Origin of the sequence: Janthinobacterium darwini (assembly GCF_051380905.1) — a bacterium.
Lineage (GTDB): Bacteria > Pseudomonadota > Gammaproteobacteria > Burkholderiales > Burkholderiaceae_D > Janthinobacterium.
Genome location: NZ_JBNYXX010000003.1, coordinates 401424 through 417564 on the forward strand (window position 1 = coordinate 401424; position 16141 = coordinate 417564).

A 16141-nucleotide genomic window follows, 5' to 3' on the forward strand; every position below is an offset into this window, starting at 1 on the left:
GTAGAGGGGGGACTGGCGCATGCGGGTGTCTTTCCTGAGCGGGACGGGTAGTGGCCGATTGTAGCAGTTTCTGCAATGCACGATTTTCATCCTGGAACATCCTTGCCTGCCGTCAAAAATGCGAGAATGATCAATCATCAATGTTAATGATCAGGAGACTTCGGCATGGTTGGGATGTTGACGGGAGTGACGGCAGCCATGCTGTCGGCGGGCGTGGCGGCAGCGCCGGGTGCCGAAGCGGTGCAGCCGCAGATCGAGCGCGTCGTGGCGCAGATATCGCCGCAGCGCATTGAGGCGCACGTGCGCAAGCTGGTCAGTTTCCAGACGCGTCACACCATGTCCGATACCGTGTCCGACACGCGCGGCATCGGCGCGGCCAGGCGCTGGATCAAGACTGAGCTGGAGCGCTGCGGCGCGCAGGCGGGCGGACGACTGCAGGTGGCGTTCGACAGCCATGTGGCGCCCGCGTCGAAGCGCATAGCTAGGCCGACGGAAATCGTCAACGTGGTCGCGACCCTGCCGGGCAAGCAGCCGCAATCGGCCGGGCGCATCTATGTCGTCAGCGGCCACTACGACTCGCGCGCCACCGACGTGATGGATGCGCAGGGCGACGCGCCCGGCGCCAACGACGACGCATCGGGTACGGCGGCCGTGATCGAGATGGCGTGCGTGATGGCGCGCTACCAGTTCGATGCCACGCTCGTCTTCATGGCGGTGGCGGCCGAGGAACAGGGTTTATTGGGTTCCGGCCATTGGGCGCAGCAGGCGAAGTTGAACAAGCTCAACATCGCTGGCATGCTCAATAACGACATCATCGGCAGTTCGCGCGCCGACGACGGCACGGTCGATGGCGGCCAGGTGCGCCTGTTTGCCGAGGGCATCCCTGCAGTGAAAGAAATGAGCGATGGCGTGCGCGCCCTGGTGGCGACGGGTGGAGAAAATGATTCCATCTCGCGCCAGCTGGCGCGCCACGTGAAGCAGGTGGGCGAGCGCTACGTACCGGGCTTTACGGTCAACGTCATCCAGCGCGCCGACCGCTACCTGCGTGGCGGCGATCATATGCCTTTCCTCGCGCAAGGCTACGCCGCGCTGCGCTTCACGGAACCGCACGAGGATTTCTCCCACCAGCATCAGGATGTGCGCGTGGAGCATGGCGTGCAGTATGGCGATTTGCCGCAATTCGTCGACTACGATTATGTGGCGAAAGTGGCAAGGGTTAATGCGGCGGCGCTTGCTTCTCTGGCCTTGGCGCCCGCCGCGCCCGCCGGCGTGCAGGTGCGCACGACCCAGCTGGAGAACGCCACTTCGCTGCAATGGCAGCCGAACACGGAGCCGGACCTGGCCGGCTACCGCATCGTCTGGCGCGCCACCACGGCAGACCAGTGGCAGGGTGCACAGGACGTGGGTAATGTCACCGAGGCCAAGGTCAAGCTGTCTAAAGATAACTATTTCTTTGGCGTCCAGGCCATCGATCGCGACGGCAATGTCAGCGTGGCAAACTACCCCATGCCGTTGCGCTAATCAGGAACCGACTGGCAGGCGCGCAAGAAAGCCGTGAATCTGCGAAACAACCGCCGCCCCTTCGCCCACGGCGGCGGCCACGCGCTTGGTCGAGCCGGCGCGCACGTCACCGATGGCGAACACGCCCGGCACGCTCGTTTCCAGCGCGGCACGGTCCGGCAAGTCGGGCGGGTAGATTGCATGGCCGTGGGCGCGGCATTCGGCGCGCGTGACGTCGAAGCCCGTGCGGATGAAACCCTGTTCATCGACGGCCACGGCGCAGTCGTGCAGCCAGTCCGTGTTCGGATCGGCGCCGACGAAGAGAAACACGCGGCGCAAGGCGCAATCGCACTCTTCGCCCGTTTGATTGTTGCGCCAGCGGGCGCCCGTCAAGCCATCGTCGTCGCCTTCGAGGGCGATGATTTCCGTGTGCGTGTGCAGGGTGATGTTGGGCGTGGCGGCGATGCGCTCGATCAGATAGCTCGACATGCTGGCCGCCAGCCCTTCGCCACGGATCACCATGTGGACCTTGGCGGCGTGGCCGGATAGAAAGACAGCGGCTTGGCCTGCCGAATTGCCGCCGCCCACCAGGATGATCTCTTCCTGCTTGCACAGCTTGGCTTCGATGGGCGAGGCCCAGTAGTACACGCCCCGTCCTTCATACGTTTTCAGGTTGGCCAGCGATGGCCTGCGGTAGCGCGCGCCGCAGGACAGCACCACCGTGCGGGCGCGCACCTGGGTGCCGTCGCACAGATTGACGCGCAGGGGCCAGCTGTCGCACAGCAAGTTGGCGGCGCTGGCCGGGGTAGCGATTTCGACGCCGAATTTTTGCGCCTGCACATAGGCCCGCCCCGCCAGCGCGCGGCCGGAAATACCGGTGGGAAAACCCAGGTAATTTTCGATGCGCGCGCTGGCGCCCGCCTGGCCGCCATAGGCGCGCTGCTCCAGCGCCAGCACCGATAGCCCTTCCGAGGCCGCATACACGGCCGTGGCCAGACCGGCTGGCCCGGCGCCCACCACCAGCACGTCGAAGATCTTGTCACCGGACAAATCGGGCAGCATGCCCAGGCAGCGTCCCAGTTCCGCATTGCCGGGATTCTTCATGACCTTGCCGTCGGGACACACCACCAGCGGCCATTCCTGCTGCGTTGGCTGGTAGCGCTCGGCCAGCGCGGCTGCCGCCGCATCGCTGGCCGGGTCGAGCACTGTGTGCGGGTGGCCATTGCTCGACAGGAAACTTTGCAGGTGAAACAGATTGCCATTGCCGCGTGGCCCCACCAGCACGGGGCCGCCTGAATTGACTTCGATCAAGGCCACGCGGCGCAGGATCAGGGCGCGCACGATGCGCTCGCCCATTTCCGCTTCCGCCACGATCAGCGCGCGCAGGGATTCCGAGCTGATCACGAGCACATCCACGTCGCCCACGGCATGGCCGTTGACGAGGGCGGGGCGGCCCGACAGCTGCGCCACTTCGGCGATGAAGTGGCCGGGGCCGACTTCTCGCATCAGCGAGGTGCGGCCCAGTCCCTCGTGGCGCGTGACGGCGACGTGGCCCGCCAGGATGACCAGCATGCCGAAGCTGCTGCTGCCCGCCTCGAACAGGGTGGCGCCGTCCGCATAGTGGCAGACCGCGCCATAGCGCTGCAAGCGGCGCAGTTCCGCTTCGGTGAAAACGGGGGAAATCTGGTGCATGCGGCCCTGGATATCGAGGCTGCTGGCCTGGACGGGATCGTCCTGCGTGGTTTCGGGGATGAATTCGGGTGCGCTGCTGCTCATGACTGATCCATTGATTGAATAAGCAAATTACTAAAATAACTAACCGTCACGAGTCTAGCGCATGCGCGCGCGGCTCGCTGGCGCAACGCACGCGGCAGCCCTGGCATGGCGCAAAGTCAGGCGCCATGCGGCCTGGCGCGCAGGCGGGCGCAGCGTGGGCTGCCTGGCGGGGCGGCGGTTTTTAGCCATACGCCGTCCAGCATCTCATATTAGAATGGGTCTTTGTTGAATTTACTCAAACAGACACGATGGCTTACAAGACACTTGAAGATACGATAGGCAATACCCCGCTGGTGCAACTGACGCGCTTGCCGGGCGCCGATGCGATTGCGCGCAACAACGTCATCCTCGGCAAGCTGGAAGGCAACAATCCGGCTGGCTCCGTGAAGGACCGCGCTGCCATGTCCATGCTCAAGCGCGCTGAAGAGCGCGGTGTCATCAAGCCGGGCGATACCCTGATCGAGGCCACCAGCGGCAATACGGGCATCGCGCTGGCCATGGCCGCCGCCTTGCGCGGCTACAAGATGCTGCTCCTGATGCCAGACAACCTCAGCGTGGAACGCCGCCAGAGCATGGCCGCCTACGGCGCCGACATTTTATTGACGCCGAAGACGGGCGGCATGGAATATGCGCGCGACCTGGCCGAGCAGATGCAGAAGGATGGCCGCGGCGTGATCCTCGACCAGTTCGCCAACGAAGACAATTCGCGCGCCCACTATGAAAGCACGGGACCGGAAATCTGGCGCGATACCAATGGCCAGGTCACGCATTTCGTCAGCGCCATGGGCACGACGGGCACCATCATGGGCGTGTCGCGCTATTTGAAGGAACAGAATCCCGCCATCCAGATCATCGGCGCTCAGCCAGAGGATGGATCGCAGATTCCCGGCATCCGCAAATGGCCGGAAGCGTACTTGCCGAAAATTTACGACAAGTCGCGCGTGGACCAAGTGGAATACGTGAGTCAGGGAGTGGCTGAGCGCATGGCGCGCAGCCTGGCGGCGGAAGAGGGCTTGTTCTGCGGCATCTCCGCGGCCGGCGCCTGCGAAATTGCGCTGCGCATCTCGCAAACGGTGGAAAACGCGACCATCGTGTTCGTCGTCTGCGATCGCGGCGACCGTTACTTGTCGACGGGTGTATTCCCTGCCTGATGCAGGACGCCCAAGCGAAGCTACTGCGCGGCGCGCTTTGCGGCCGGCGATGCTCACCGGCTCGGCGCCCCCGTGCAGAGCACGGTTGCGCTTCTTAGCCACAAATCACTACCGCTCGCTACGGTTTTGTTGGGCGTCGATACAGCGTTGGGAATACGGTAGGAAATTATATCGGCCAGAACGGCCTGAGAAGTGCTGGAAATACCCCCTCCCCATGGCGGGGAGGGAAAACCTGCGAAACTGGCAGGATCAGCCTTGTGGCATTTCGCCTTCTTTTGGCTTGAATTGCTTGTCGCTGATGCGGAATTTGTTACGACGGTCACCCATCAGGTAACGCAGGTCGCGAATGCTCAGGTCGCTCACTTCATGCATGCGGATCAGCAGCGAAGCGCCGACGGGCAGGCGGTGGTGACGGATTTTGCTGATGACCGGTGGCGCGACTTCCAGCGCGCGGGACAGCGCTGCGTCATTTTTCAGGCGCAGGTTTTCGATCAGGGTATCGAGCAATCTGTTTGGGTTGTACTGGAGCAGATCGTCGGAGTCCGAATCGCTGTTCATATCAATGCCGACTTGGTTTGTCATGATGTTAATGTTCCTTCTGTAGTTGCACTGCAAAGTAAAAAACACTCGGAGCTCGCTCTTGCTGCGTTCATGTTCATTCTTTACCAAAAGGAACGAATTCACACACGGTACGATCCGGGATACAGTTTTTCATGATATATACACAATTGTACAGCAGGATTCAATTTCAGACCGGAAAGCCTGATAATCTTGCTTTGCGCAAAATAAGTGTTGTCTTGTTGCAACAGCTATTTATTCTTTATTATGCTCTATCATAGAACAAAAATTGTACTTTGACAAAAGTTAAGTGTAGAACCATTTCTGTATTCCGTGCCGCACAAAGGCTGGCGAGCGAGGCTGGCACATGTTATCGCTCCCACCATAGACCTGTTTGCTGGTCGCTTCAACATCGCTTACGCTTTCTTACAAGTAATATTATAACTTTACACTGACTTTCGGTTAGCGTGCGCGCACTTGGCTGATGGCCTTGCCCAAGTCGATGACAGACATGGCATAAAAATAACTTCTGTTGTACTGAGTTATAGCAAAAAAGTTATTGCTTGCCAAGTGATACTCAGTTGCTTCTGAACCATTTTGCAGATCGATCAAGCCGAACAGCAAGTTCTGGGGCGGGGATGAGACGGTACTCACGCCGGCTTCCTGCAATTCTGCCAACCGGTACTTGGCTTGCAAGCCCTGACCGATGAACTTTTCCCAGGCGTGGCTGGATGAGACGGTGACACGATACGTGCTGATGGCCGGATCATCGCGCCGCCAGCCGTGTTCGACGAGGAAATGCGCCACGCTGCCGATGGCGTCGGCGGTGGAATTGCGCAGGTCGATGTGATCATCGCCATCGAAGTCCACCGCGTATTTCATGATGCTGCTGGGCATGAACTGGGGCAGGCCGATGGCGCCCGCATACGAGCCGAGCAGGGTCAAGGGATCGATGCCATCCTTGCGTGCGTACAGCAGCGCGTTTTCCAGTTCCCCCTTGAAGAATTCCATGCGCGCGGCGCGCGTCGGGCTTTCCGGATAGGAAAACGCCAGGGTCGTCAGCGCATCGAGCACGCGGAAACGGCCCGTGTTGCGGCCGTACACGGTTTCCACGCCGATGATGCCGACGATGATTTCGGCCGGTACGCCATATTCGCGTTCGGCGCGCGCCAGCGCTTCGGCATTCTCTTCCCAGAATTTCACGCCCGCATTGATGCGCACCGGCTCGATGAAGCGGGCGCTGTAGGCTTGCCAGTTCTTCGGCTTGCCAGGCGGGGCCGGCTTCATCAACTGCACGGTTGACTCGACATAGCGCACCTTGCCGATCAGGGTATCGAGTTCGGCGCGGTCAAAACCGTGCTTGGCGGACATTTCATCGAGGAAGGCGCGTACTTCTTTCCAGTTGGCATAGTCGACAAACTCACCTTCGAAGTCGAATTTCGCCGGTGCTTTTTTTGCCGTCGCCTTGGCGGGCGGCGCCTTGGCCGCACGCACGGCACGGGCGCGGTCGGCTGCGGAAATATTGCTGTTTTCGCCCGCGTGCGCGGTCGCCAGGCACAGGGGAAGGGAGAGGAGCAGGGACAGGGCGGAGGTTTTGATCGGTAACAAGGAGCGTCTCATCGGCATTGGGTTAACAGGCGGCGCAAGCTGTGCCGCGCGCGGGATTGTTCGTATGGGTTGGCATTACCATACTTCATCGCGGCATAGATTGCCAGAAACTGTGCGATGGCGGCATGCGTTTCGGGCGTGGCTTTGCCTGCGGCCAGGCGGGCAGCATAACCGTGCGGCCCTTCATGCGGCGCACGGCTGTAGCCGCGCCGCGCCTGCTGGCGGCAAAACTGTGCGTACAGGGCCTCGAGGGGATCGCCTTGCCGCGCTTGCCACCACCAGACCAGTACGCCGGCCATGGCGGACAGCAAGGCCAGCACGGCGCAAGCGAATGCCAGGGTCCTAGCCGGCAAATTTTTCACACTATCGAGCATGGCGCGCTGGCGTTGCGGCGTGGTGTCGAGCACCCAGCTGCTCCAGGCGTGCTCGGCTTGCTGCCATTGCTGGCGCCACGCGGCAATCGTCCCGTGCGCGCCGCCATCGAGGCCGGCCAGGGCGCGCCAGGCCGTCAGCGGCGACGGGGCCGCCGGCAGGGCGGCGTCCAGGTTGCGCTCCGTGCGCAGGGGCGCAACGGCGCTGGTGGGGTCGACCCGCACCCAGCCCCGGCCCGCCAGCCACACTTCGCTCCAGGCATGGGCATCGGACTGGCGCACGCTCAAGCTGTTGTCTGCAGCGTTGCGCAGGCCGCCCTGGTAGCCCGTGACGACGCGCGCTGGGATGCCCATGGCGCGCATCAGCACGACAAAGCTGCCCGCGTAATGCTCGCAGAAGCCCGCCTGCGTGCTAAACAGGAAGTCATCGACGCCTTGCTTGCCCAGCAGCGGTGGCTGCAGGGTGTAGCGGAATGGCGCGCGGCGGAAATACTCAAGCACGGCGGCGATGGCGTCGGCGGGGGCCAGCGCGCGCGCGCCGCTGCCGCGCAAGGCGCGGGCCCAGGCCACGCTGCGCGGGTTGCTGCCAGCGGGCAAGGCCAGCCATGGCTGCTGCTGGGTCAAAGACAAGCCCGCCTGCAGCCGGTAGCGGGACTGGGAACTGGCGCGGTAGCGCACGGTCGAAGCAATGGGCTGTATGGTCAGCACTTCCAGCGCGGACGACACGACATACGGATTACCGGGCAGGCGTTCGATGCTGCGCGGCAGGTCCAGCGCGAAAATGCGCCGCTGGCCGCTCGCTTGCAAGGTCACTTCGTATTGGCTGGGCTGGCCTTCGAGGGTGATGTCGATGCGGCTGTCGCTGGCAGGCGCATGCCGGCCGGCGCCCCGGCGCGTCCATGTGGCGCCGTCGTAGTCACCCAGCACCACGCCGCGCCAGTACAGCTGGTCTTGCGGCGGAATCGTCGTGGAAAAGCGGGCCGTGAAGACGGGTTCGCCCGACAGAGCCAGCGAGGCGATCGCGCCCGGCTGCATGCTGTCGGACAAGCCCGTGCGCGCCTGCGCCCCTTCTGGTGCTACGCCCCACAGGGGGCCGTCGACGCGCGGCACGGCAAGAAACATCACGGCCGCCAGGGGAATGGCCAGCGCCAGCATGCGCCCGAGCAAGCCCAGCCTTTGCGCCATTCGGGGCTGCAGCGTGCCGTACTGGGCCGAGAGCAGGGCGGCCAGCAGCACGATGACGGTCGCGAGCATCCAGGCGGCGCTGAGGATGCCTTGCGCATGGAAAAAATTGGCCAATAGCAAAAAGAAACAGAGGAAGACGAAGACAAAAATGTCGCGCCGGCCATGCATTTCCAGCGATTTCAAGGCCAGCATCAGGGCCAGCATGGCCACGCCCGCATCGCGTCCCAGCACGCTGCCATAGCTGGCGTACACGCCGGCGATGCCCAGCAGGGCCAGCGGCGCCAGCACGCTTAGCTGCGGCTGGCGCTGGCCCCGCACGGTAATGATGGCGCGCCACAGCAGCGGTGCCGCTGTCGCTACCGACAACCACGGGGGCAGGTGCAGCGCATGCGGTGCCAGCACCATGGCGGCGGCCAGCAACAGCAGCAGGATGTCGGCCTTGTCGCGCGGCAAGCTGCTTAGCCAGCGCATCATGGCGTTTCCTGTCGCTGAGGCAAGCCATGCAGGGCCAGCGCGCGCAGGCAGGCGTCGCGCTGATTGGCGCCCAGGGCCGGTGCCAGAGTCAGCGCACCCAGGCGCAAGCCATACGGCAGGCCCATGCGTTCCGCCTGCAGCACCCAGGCTGCCAGGCGTGACAGGCGCGCTTCCGGCGCCAGCGCGTGCAGGGCCGCGTGGTCGAGCATAAGGTTGCCATGCGTGCCGTGCGCTACGCCCGTTGGCGCGTCGGCACCAGGCTGGAAGTGCTTGCTGAACAAATGCTCGCCATCATGGCGGGCGATCTGGCGCCAGGCCAGGCGCTGCAAGGGGTCGCCGGCTTGGTAGGCGCGCACGCCCGCCAGTTCCACGACTCCGCCGCGCGTGCCAGGCTGCCGGGCCTGCCGTACCGTGCCGGCCAGCAAGGGCAGCGGTGGCGCATTCTGTTCTGGCTGTGGGTACACGAGCACGCGTGCGTCGGGCCGCCAATGGCACCAGGCGACAAACAGGCCCAGTGGAAAACTGCCGGACAGGAGGATGGATGGCGCATCGAACCAGCCCCGTTGCGGTGCCGGCATGCCGATGCTGACGGCCGTCTCCCCGTGGGCGGCGATATCGGCCAGGCTCGGTGCTAGCGGCGAACCGATGATGGCCAGGCGGATCGCATGGCGCGGGCGGGTGCTGCGGTTGATCAGGTGCAAGGTAAAAAAAGCGTGGCTGCCGGCAAACACGGGCTCGCCTGGCGTGGCCGCCAGCGACAGTCCCGCCAGGTTACGGCTGGTAAACAGCATGTCGGCGATAGCGCAGGCGGCCGCGAAATACGTCAGCGCATAGCCCAGGCCCAGGCGGTAATTGACGGCGGCGATCCACAGTGCCAGCAGCAGGGCGGCAAACGCCAGACCCGCGCGCGAGGGGCGGATGTGCACGCGCTGCGCGCCCAGCCAGGGGCGCGTGGGAAACCATGAAATATTGCCCCAACGCATGCCGGTCAGACGGGGATACTCAACAGCATGTGCTGCAGCAGGGCGCGGCTGTCCGTGGACCCTTGCGCCGCATGCAGGCGGTGGGCGCAGACGGGTAACAGTACGGCTTGCACGTCGTCGGGCGTGACGTGGTCGCGTCCGGCCAGGGCGGCCCAGGCGCGCGCCGCCTGCAACAGGGCCAGCGCGGCGCGCGGGCTGAGGCCATCGGCAAACACGCCCGGCACGCGGGTGGCATGCACGAGGGCCAGCACGTAGTCGACGACGGCGGGCGAGGCGTGGATGGCGCGCAGGCCCGCTTGCGCCTGCAGCAATTCTTCCGCGTTCATGACGGCCGGCAAGGTTTGCAGCATGGCGCGGCGGTCGGCGCCCAGCAGCAGCGCCCGTTCGGCTGCCGTATCGGGGTAGCCCAGAGTGACGCACATGAGAAAACGGTCGAGCTGAGATTCAGGCAGGGGGAAGGTGCCCAACTGGTGCACGCAGTTTTGCGTGGCGATGACGAAAAACGGCTGCGGCAGCGCGTGGGTGACGCCATCGAGCGTCACTTGCCGCTCTTCCATCGCTTCGAGCAAGCCCGATTGCGTCTTCGGCGTGGCGCGGTTGATCTCGTCGGCCAGCAGCACTTGCGTGAACAGGGGACCTGGGTGGAAGATGAAGCTGTCGCTGCCGCGGTCATACACGCTCATGCCGGCCACGTCGGCCGGCAGCAGGTCGCTGGTAAATTGCTGGCGCTTCCATTGCAGCCCCAGCGAGATGGCCAGCGCATGGGCCAAGGTGGTCTTGCCCACGCCAGGCACGTCTTCGATCAGCAGGTGGCCGCCCGCCAGCACGCAGGCGAGGGTCTGGCGGATCTGGACATGTTTGCCAACGAGAACTTCGCCGATCTGCTGTGCGGCCTGGTGTATTTTCGAAAACATGTTATTTCTATCACAGTACGTGAGATTATTTAATTTACAATCGCTTTGGCCAGGTCAAATGGCGCCGCCCGCCCGCTGCGCGCTCGTGGTAGATTAGAGTGACAGCAAACGCGGTAAGGGTGGCACAGACCAGCCAGTGATTTTATGCGAGAACGCGCCAGGCAGGCAGGAATGCTCTGCGGTAACTCCGGCGTGCGTTCCCGGTATGGATAGAGAGCAGAGACAGAGGTAACCAGTACAGCGCATGAGCACAGCCATTTATACCCATCCCGATTGCCAGCGCCATGAAATGGGCGACTGGCACCCTGAATCGCCGGCCCGCTTGCAGGCCATCAACGATCAATTGATCCTCGCGCACATCAGCGACCTGGTCGAGCACCGTGACGGCGCGCGCGCGCAAATGTCTGACATCGAGCGCAACCACAGCGCCACGGCGATCGGCCTGGTGCGCGACAATGTGCCGCCCGAGGGCGACTACTATCCGCTCGACGGCGATACCTTGCTCAACGCGCACAGTTACGACGCGGCGCTGGCGGCGGCAGGTTCGGCCGTGGCTGCCACGGACGCTGTCATCGATGGCGAGATCAGCAACGCCTTTTGTGCGATCCGCCCGCCCGGCCACCATGCGCGGCCCAGCGAGCCCATGGGTTTCTGCCTGTTCAACAATGTCGCCATTGCCGCCAAGCATGCGCTCGACGTGCGCGGGCTCGAACGCGTCGCCATCGTCGACTTTGACGTGCATCATGGCAATGGTACGGCCGAATCCGTGGCGAACGACCCGCGCATCCTGATGGTGAGTTTTTTCCAGCACCCGTTTTATCCGTACAGCGACGTCGAGTCCTACACGGACACGCGCGTCAACGTGCCCGTGCCGGCCCGCTCGAAGGGCGATGCCGTGCGCCAGCTGGTGCTTGACCACTGGTTGCCGGCACTGCACCGGCAGCAGCCGCAGATGATTTTCATTTCCGCCGGTTTCGATGCCCACCGCGAAGACGACGTGGGCGGCATGGGCCTGGTGGAGGCCGACTACACGTGGCTGACGCAGCAGATGATGGCCGTGGCCAATCAGTATGCCAAGGGCCGCATCGTCAGCTGCCTCGAGGGGGGCTACAACCTGTCGTCGCTGGGCCGCAGCGTGGCGGCGCATGTGAAGGCGCTGGCGGAGCTGTAAGGGGTGAACTGTAACTACAGCAGGCTAGGACGGCTGCGGGAATTCGTGTGGCGGTGGGTCTGGTAGTCGAGTGCGTCGCCGGCCATGAAGCGGCGCCAGGCTTGCGTGTAGACGCCTGCGGACTTGTCCGCGTCGAAGCTGTCGAGCTGCAACATGTCGCGGTGGTGCTTGATTTCATTGACCAATTGGTCATACAGCACTTGCAAGCCATAGCTGTCCGCGCTCTGGCGCTTCAGGCGCTCTTCCAGTTGCGCCACCTGTCCCCGTAACTGCAGGTTTTCCTTCTTCCACTGCAACAGGCTGCCATTGCGCGGCACGCGCTTGGGCGTCGCCTTGGCCGGGCGCGGCCTGCCACGTTTGCATTCCCCATGTGCCGCTGGCGCCATGCCAGTGTGTTCCATCATCATATCGACCTATCCCCATCGCGTATCTCCCGAAGCCAGCCCGGAAAATAATTGCTTTTCATTTAAGAGGCGATATTAGAGCACACTTTTTTGTTTCCTTCAGTAAATATAAAAATCCAATTGGAAATATTCGACCTGACTTCGCGGGTGCGCCTCACTGGCGCAGCGCTGCCTTCATGGGCGCTGCGGGCGGCGCTTCCGCCATGTTGCCGTCGTCGGCGTAAGTGATGGTCAGCAGGGTGTCGTCCTCCCAGCTCAGGTCATGTAGCGGCGGTACGTAGCGCTGGCGGTCGTCCGTGACGCGGATGTCCAGCGTGCGCTCGCCAGAGCGCGCCTGTACGGCCAGCAGTTTGCGGAACACGGGAAACGGCACGTGGATCAGCGACGAGTGGCAGGGCCCTCCCGCCAGGCGGAACAGCTTGCGCCGGACAAAGGGCAGGTCATCCTGCTCGACTGCCCAGCGGATTTCGCATTCCAGGCGCAAGTCGCCCAGGCGGCGCACGTTCTGTGGCAGGCCCGGCGTGTGGATGTCGGCGCGCCAGCGCAGGGTATCGCGCTTCTTGTTGCTGACCAGGTCGGCATTCGCGTCGTAGGCGGTCTTGTCGCGCGTCAATGTGAAGCCGCCGTCCGCCGCCAGGGGGACGGGAATCGACAGGTTGTCAGCCGACAGGTGCAGAGTTACGCCATCGAGCCTGCCCTGGGGCGTGGCGGGGAACAGCATGAAGCGCAACGGTGCGCCCGGCGCCAGGCGCTGGTGGTCGGCATACGCGTCGAGTCCCTTGAGCATGGTGCGGTAGGGGCGCAGGTCGGGATCGCGCGTACCTTGCACGTCGACAACCGGCTGCATTTCCTGGCGGGCCGTGTCGCCAGGCGCCGCCGCCATTTCCTGGGCCATGGCGGGCAGCAGACAGGTGCAAAGCGAGGCGAGGAGGAAAAAACGGGGAAGTTGCATGGAACGCGTGCCAGGTTGAGCGTGCAATAGGGAAACCGGCCAGGCTGGACGGACTGCGAATATTATCATTCAAGTAACTGCTAAATTATCACCAATTGTCTCGTCCTCGTCGCACGACTGGCGCTGGCGGCGGAAAATGGGACGTCGTGGCGGCAACCACGTAAAATAGCGGATTGACTGAACGAACTGAAGGCAAGAGCATGGCGATACAATGGTACCCAGGACACATGAACGCGGCCCGCAAGAAAGCGGCCGAGACCATGGAAAATACCGACCTGGTGATTGAAGTGGTGGACGCGCGCCTGCCGGCAGCCAGTTGCAATCCCATGGTGGACGAGCTGCGCCTGTTCCGCCAGCGCCCTTGCCTGAAGATACTTAACAAGACCGACCTGGCCGATCCGGCTGCCACTGCCGCCTGGGTGGCCTATTTCAATGCCCAGGAAGGCGTGACCGCGTATGCGATGACGACCAAGAAGCCGGGCGATGTGGCGCGCATCCCGGACCTGGCCAAATCGCTGGCGCCGCACCGCGGCGTGCCGACCAAGCCGCTGCGCATCATGATCATGGGCATCCCCAACGTGGGCAAGTCTACCCTGATGAATGCGCTGCTGAAAAAGCGCGTAGCCAAGGTGGGCGACGAACCAGCCGTGACGAAGATGCAGCAAAAGTTGTATCTGGACAAGAACACCATTCTGGTCGACACGCCCGGCATGTTGTGGCCGAAGATCGCCATCCCCAGCGATGGCCTGATGCTGGCGGCCAGCCACGCCATCGGCTCGAACGCGCTGATCGAAGAGGAAGTGGCCGTGTTCCTGGCCGAGGAATTGCTCAAGCGCTATCCAGACTTGCTGGCGGCCCGCTATGGCACCAAGGTCGGTGAAGTCGACGCCATCGGCGTGGTCGAGGGCATTGCCGCCAAGCGCGGTTTCCGCATCAAGGGCGGCGACTACGATTTCGAGAAAGCTTCGCATACCTTGCTGCTGGACTACCGCAGCGGCATCCTCGGGCGCATCTCGCTGGAAACGCCGGACACGCGCGCGGCCCTGCTGGCCCAGCACGCGGCTGAGATGGCGGAAAAAGCGGCCATAGCGGCAGCGATTGCCGCCGAAAAGGCGAAGAATGCGGCGCGCGGCAAGCGCGGCACGTAAGAAGAAAAGCCGCTAGCTAGCGGCTTTTTTAAATTCTGGGGTCAGACCCCCGATGACGTTGGCGCTGAATCAATCGTTAGCGGCGTTGAGGGTCTGACCCATGCCCCGGCATTTCCGCGTTCGGGTTTCATTGGGCTGCGTTGCCAAACCTGAAACTGCTCACGGCCAGCGCCCCAAAGAAATCTTCCTCGTGGTACACGACGTGCGCCGCTTCCTGCTCGGCCGCACCGAGCGCCACCATCAGCGGCAGCAGATGGTCTTCCTGCGGATGGGCCTGGCGCGCACCGGGCGCCTGGTCCCAGGCCAGCAGCTGTTGCAGCCTTTGTTCTGGTGGCAAGGCCATCGTCTGGCGCAGCCAGGCGTCGAAGCGGTGCGAGGCGACGGCGCCCGCCTGGCCGAACTGGCGCAGGTTATGGTAAGACAGGCCGCTACCAACGATGAGCACGCCCTCGCGGCGCAGGCTGGCCAGCGCGCGGCCCACCTCGACGTGCGTCAGCGGGTCGTAGCCGTGTTTCAGCGACAATTGCACCAGCGGCACGTCTGCTTGCGGGTAGATGGGGAACAGGGCGCTGAAGGTGCCGTGGTCGAAACCCCGCTCGTGGTCCAGGCGCGCCGGATGGCCGGCTCCGTCAAGCAACTGTTTCACCTGCGCCGCCAGTTCCGGCGCGCCGGGCGCCGGGTACTGGATTTGATACGTGTGCGGCGGAAAGCCCGAATAATCGTAGATCATGCCCGGCTGCGGGCTGGCCGAGACGAGAAATTGCGGCCCTTCCCAGTGCGCCGTGACGACCAGCACGGCTTTCGGGCGCGCGCCGATCTGGCGCGGGATATCTTGCAAGGACGCTTCGAGCACGTCGTAGCGGTCGCCGAACTGGTCCTTCATGAACGGCCACGGGCCGCCGCCGTGCGACAGGAAGTAGGTGGGGAAAGTGTGTTCTTGCATGGCGGCTCCTGAGGGGAATGGCTGATGCTATCGATGATAGTCATGCTCGGTCAGTTGATCAAGATCGCAATTATTGATATATCATTTCCATTTTGTTGATGATGGGGTGCTCATGGATACCTTGCGCAGCATGCGCGTGTTTCGCGCCGTGGTGGAACTGGACAGTTTCGTGCGCGCCAGTGTACGTCTGGATCTGTCGGCGGCGATGGTCAGCAAGCATGTGATGCACCTGGAGCGCCACTTGGGTGCGCGGCTGCTGAACCGCAGCAGCCGTCATCTGAGCCTGACGGAAATCGGCAAGGTGTATTTTGAACAGTGCCGTGACATGCTTGACAATCTCGACGAGGTGGAGGCAACCGTGGGTCGCACGACGGTGGTGCCGCGGGGCATGTTGCGCCTGAGCGCCCCTGTCTGGTTCGCCAACGCCATCTTTACGCGCACCCTGGTGGCTTACCGCGAGCGCTACCCGGAGGTTACGTTCGACATCGACTTGAGCGGCCGCGTGGTGAACCTGGTGGAAGAGGGCTTTGACCTGGCCCTGCGCGTGAGCCAGGCGCCGTCGCCGACCCTGATCGCGCGGCCTATCGGCAGCATCGCCTTTCACCTGGTGGCCGCGCCCGCCTACCTGGCGCGCGCCGGTCATCCGCATGTGCCGCAAGATCTGGCGCAGCACGCCATGATCAGCTATTCGCTGTTATCAAACGGCAATGAATTAACGTTTGACGGCCCGCAGGGACATGAGACAGTGAAGTTCTCGCCCGTGCTGCAATGCAATAACGAAAGCCTGCTGCACGCGGCCGCGCTCGACGGCATGGGCATCGCCCTGCTGCCATCGTGGCAAACGGATGCGGATCTGGCGGCGGGGCGGCTGGTGCGCCTCTTCGATGATTTCAAGCTGGCGGGCGGCAAGGTGTACGCCGTCTACACGAGCCGCCGCTACCTGTCGTCGAAAGTGCGCACCTTCATCGACTTCCTGGCCGATGAAGGGCGCCTGGGGAGATAA

General features: G+C 63.4%; 14 protein-coding genes. 5 read left to right on the forward strand and 9 right to left on the reverse strand.

Going from position 1 to position 16141, the window contains the following annotated elements:
- Positions 1–165: 165 nt before the first annotated feature.
- Positions 166–1521 carry a M28 family peptidase gene (locus ACQ4WZ_RS20295; RefSeq protein ID WP_436574354.1) on the forward strand — a complete coding sequence of 452 codons (1356 nt, stop codon included), beginning with the start codon at positions 166–168 and terminating at the stop codon, positions 1519–1521.
- Here ACQ4WZ_RS20295 and ACQ4WZ_RS20300 read toward each other — a convergent pair whose 3' ends face one another.
- The gene (locus ACQ4WZ_RS20300; RefSeq protein ID WP_436574355.1) at positions 1522–3276 is read right to left on the reverse strand and encodes an FAD-dependent oxidoreductase; all 1755 of its coding nucleotides are present in this window, start codon (positions 3274–3276) and stop codon (positions 1522–1524) included. It abuts the gene before it with no gap.
- Between the two features lie 248 nt (positions 3277–3524).
- On the opposite strand from ACQ4WZ_RS20300, the gene cysM reads away from it, so the two are divergent.
- The gene (cysM, locus tag ACQ4WZ_RS20305; RefSeq protein WP_101484254.1) at positions 3525–4427 is read left to right on the forward strand and encodes a cysteine synthase CysM; all 903 of its coding nucleotides are present in this window, start codon (positions 3525–3527) and stop codon (positions 4425–4427) included.
- A 249-nt stretch (positions 4428–4676) separates the two neighbouring features.
- On the opposite strand, the gene ACQ4WZ_RS20310 is transcribed toward cysM, so the two are convergent.
- The 5 genes from ACQ4WZ_RS20310 to ACQ4WZ_RS20330 form a co-directional block, all read right to left on the reverse strand.
- Positions 4677–5009 carry a hypothetical protein gene (locus ACQ4WZ_RS20310; protein WP_101484255.1) on the reverse strand — a complete coding sequence of 111 codons (333 nt, stop codon included), beginning with the start codon at positions 5007–5009 and terminating at the stop codon, positions 4677–4679.
- Between the two features lie 438 nt (positions 5010–5447).
- Positions 5448–6593, reverse strand: coding sequence for a lytic murein transglycosylase B (gene mltB / locus ACQ4WZ_RS20315; RefSeq protein WP_436574356.1), 1146 nt, complete (start codon positions 6591–6593; stop codon positions 5448–5450).
- A gap of 8 nt (positions 6594–6601) precedes the next feature.
- Positions 6602–8623, reverse strand: a complete 2022-nt coding sequence (locus ACQ4WZ_RS20320) for a transglutaminase TgpA family protein (RefSeq protein WP_436574357.1) — start codon at positions 8621–8623, stop codon at positions 6602–6604.
- Entirely contained in the window at positions 8620–9606 is a 987-nt protein-coding gene (locus ACQ4WZ_RS20325) for a DUF58 domain-containing protein (protein WP_436574358.1), read from the reverse strand. The genes ACQ4WZ_RS20320 and ACQ4WZ_RS20325 overlap by 4 nt, the downstream gene beginning before the upstream one ends.
- 5 nt (positions 9607–9611) lie before the next feature.
- Positions 9612–10520, reverse strand: coding sequence for an AAA family ATPase (locus ACQ4WZ_RS20330; RefSeq protein WP_436574359.1), 909 nt, complete (start codon positions 10518–10520; stop codon positions 9612–9614).
- Positions 10521–10764: 244 nt separating this feature from the next.
- Here ACQ4WZ_RS20330 and ACQ4WZ_RS20335 point away from each other — a divergent pair, with 244 nt between their 5' ends.
- Entirely contained in the window at positions 10765–11691 is a 927-nt protein-coding gene (locus ACQ4WZ_RS20335) for a histone deacetylase family protein (protein WP_101484260.1), read from the forward strand.
- 14 nt (positions 11692–11705) lie between these two features.
- On the opposite strand, the gene ACQ4WZ_RS20340 is transcribed toward ACQ4WZ_RS20335, so the two are convergent.
- Both ACQ4WZ_RS20340 and ACQ4WZ_RS20345 read right to left on the reverse strand, forming a co-directional pair.
- Complete coding sequence (locus ACQ4WZ_RS20340; protein WP_436574360.1) at positions 11706–12098, reverse strand: hypothetical protein; 393 nt, start codon at positions 12096–12098, stop codon at positions 11706–11708.
- 151 nt (positions 12099–12249) lie between these two features.
- Positions 12250–13047: a hypothetical protein gene (locus tag ACQ4WZ_RS20345; protein WP_436574361.1), complete on the reverse strand. Its 798-nt coding sequence runs from the start codon at positions 13045–13047 to the stop codon at positions 12250–12252.
- Positions 13048–13247: 200 nt separating this feature from the next.
- Here ACQ4WZ_RS20345 and ylqF point away from each other — a divergent pair, with 200 nt between their 5' ends.
- The gene (gene ylqF / locus ACQ4WZ_RS20350; protein ID WP_101484263.1) at positions 13248–14195 is read left to right on the forward strand and encodes a ribosome biogenesis GTPase YlqF; all 948 of its coding nucleotides are present in this window, start codon (positions 13248–13250) and stop codon (positions 14193–14195) included.
- Between the two features lie 127 nt (positions 14196–14322).
- On the opposite strand, the gene ACQ4WZ_RS20355 is transcribed toward ylqF, so the two are convergent.
- Positions 14323–15138, reverse strand: a complete 816-nt coding sequence (locus ACQ4WZ_RS20355; RefSeq protein WP_133993769.1) for a DODA-type extradiol aromatic ring-opening family dioxygenase — start codon at positions 15136–15138, stop codon at positions 14323–14325.
- A gap of 112 nt (positions 15139–15250) precedes the next feature.
- Between ACQ4WZ_RS20355 and ACQ4WZ_RS20360 the strand changes: the two genes are divergently transcribed.
- Positions 15251–16141 carry a LysR family transcriptional regulator gene (locus ACQ4WZ_RS20360; RefSeq protein ID WP_133993767.1) on the forward strand — a complete coding sequence of 297 codons (891 nt, stop codon included), beginning with the start codon at positions 15251–15253 and terminating at the stop codon, positions 16139–16141.

Coding starts and splice junctions, on each gene's coding strand:
- ACQ4WZ_RS20295 (WP_436574354.1), top strand. CDS start 166: ATGGTTGGGATGTTGACGGGAGTGACGGCAGCCATGCTGTCGGCGGGC.
- ACQ4WZ_RS20300 (WP_436574355.1), bottom strand. CDS start 3,276: ATGAGCAGCAGCGCACCCGAATTCATCCCCGAAACCACGCAGGACGAT.
- cysM (WP_101484254.1), top strand. CDS start 3,525: ATGGCTTACAAGACACTTGAAGATACGATAGGCAATACCCCGCTGGTG.
- ACQ4WZ_RS20310 (WP_101484255.1), bottom strand. CDS start 5,009: ATGACAAACCAAGTCGGCATTGATATGAACAGCGATTCGGACTCCGAC.
- ACQ4WZ_RS20320 (WP_436574357.1), bottom strand. CDS start 8,623: ATGATGCGCTGGCTAAGCAGCTTGCCGCGCGACAAGGCCGACATCCTG.
- ACQ4WZ_RS20325 (WP_436574358.1), bottom strand. CDS start 9,606: ATGCGTTGGGGCAATATTTCATGGTTTCCCACGCGCCCCTGGCTGGGC.
- ACQ4WZ_RS20330 (WP_436574359.1), bottom strand. CDS start 10,520: ATGTTTTCGAAAATACACCAGGCCGCACAGCAGATCGGCGAAGTTCTC.
- ACQ4WZ_RS20335 (WP_101484260.1), top strand. CDS start 10,765: ATGAGCACAGCCATTTATACCCATCCCGATTGCCAGCGCCATGAAATG.
- ACQ4WZ_RS20340 (WP_436574360.1), bottom strand. CDS start 12,098: ATGATGATGGAACACACTGGCATGGCGCCAGCGGCACATGGGGAATGC.
- ACQ4WZ_RS20345 (WP_436574361.1), bottom strand. CDS start 13,047: ATGCAACTTCCCCGTTTTTTCCTCCTCGCCTCGCTTTGCACCTGTCTG.
- ylqF (WP_101484263.1), top strand. CDS start 13,248: ATGGCGATACAATGGTACCCAGGACACATGAACGCGGCCCGCAAGAAA.
- ACQ4WZ_RS20355 (WP_133993769.1), bottom strand. CDS start 15,138: ATGCAAGAACACACTTTCCCCACCTACTTCCTGTCGCACGGCGGCGGC.
- ACQ4WZ_RS20360 (WP_133993767.1), top strand. CDS start 15,251: ATGGATACCTTGCGCAGCATGCGCGTGTTTCGCGCCGTGGTGGAACTG.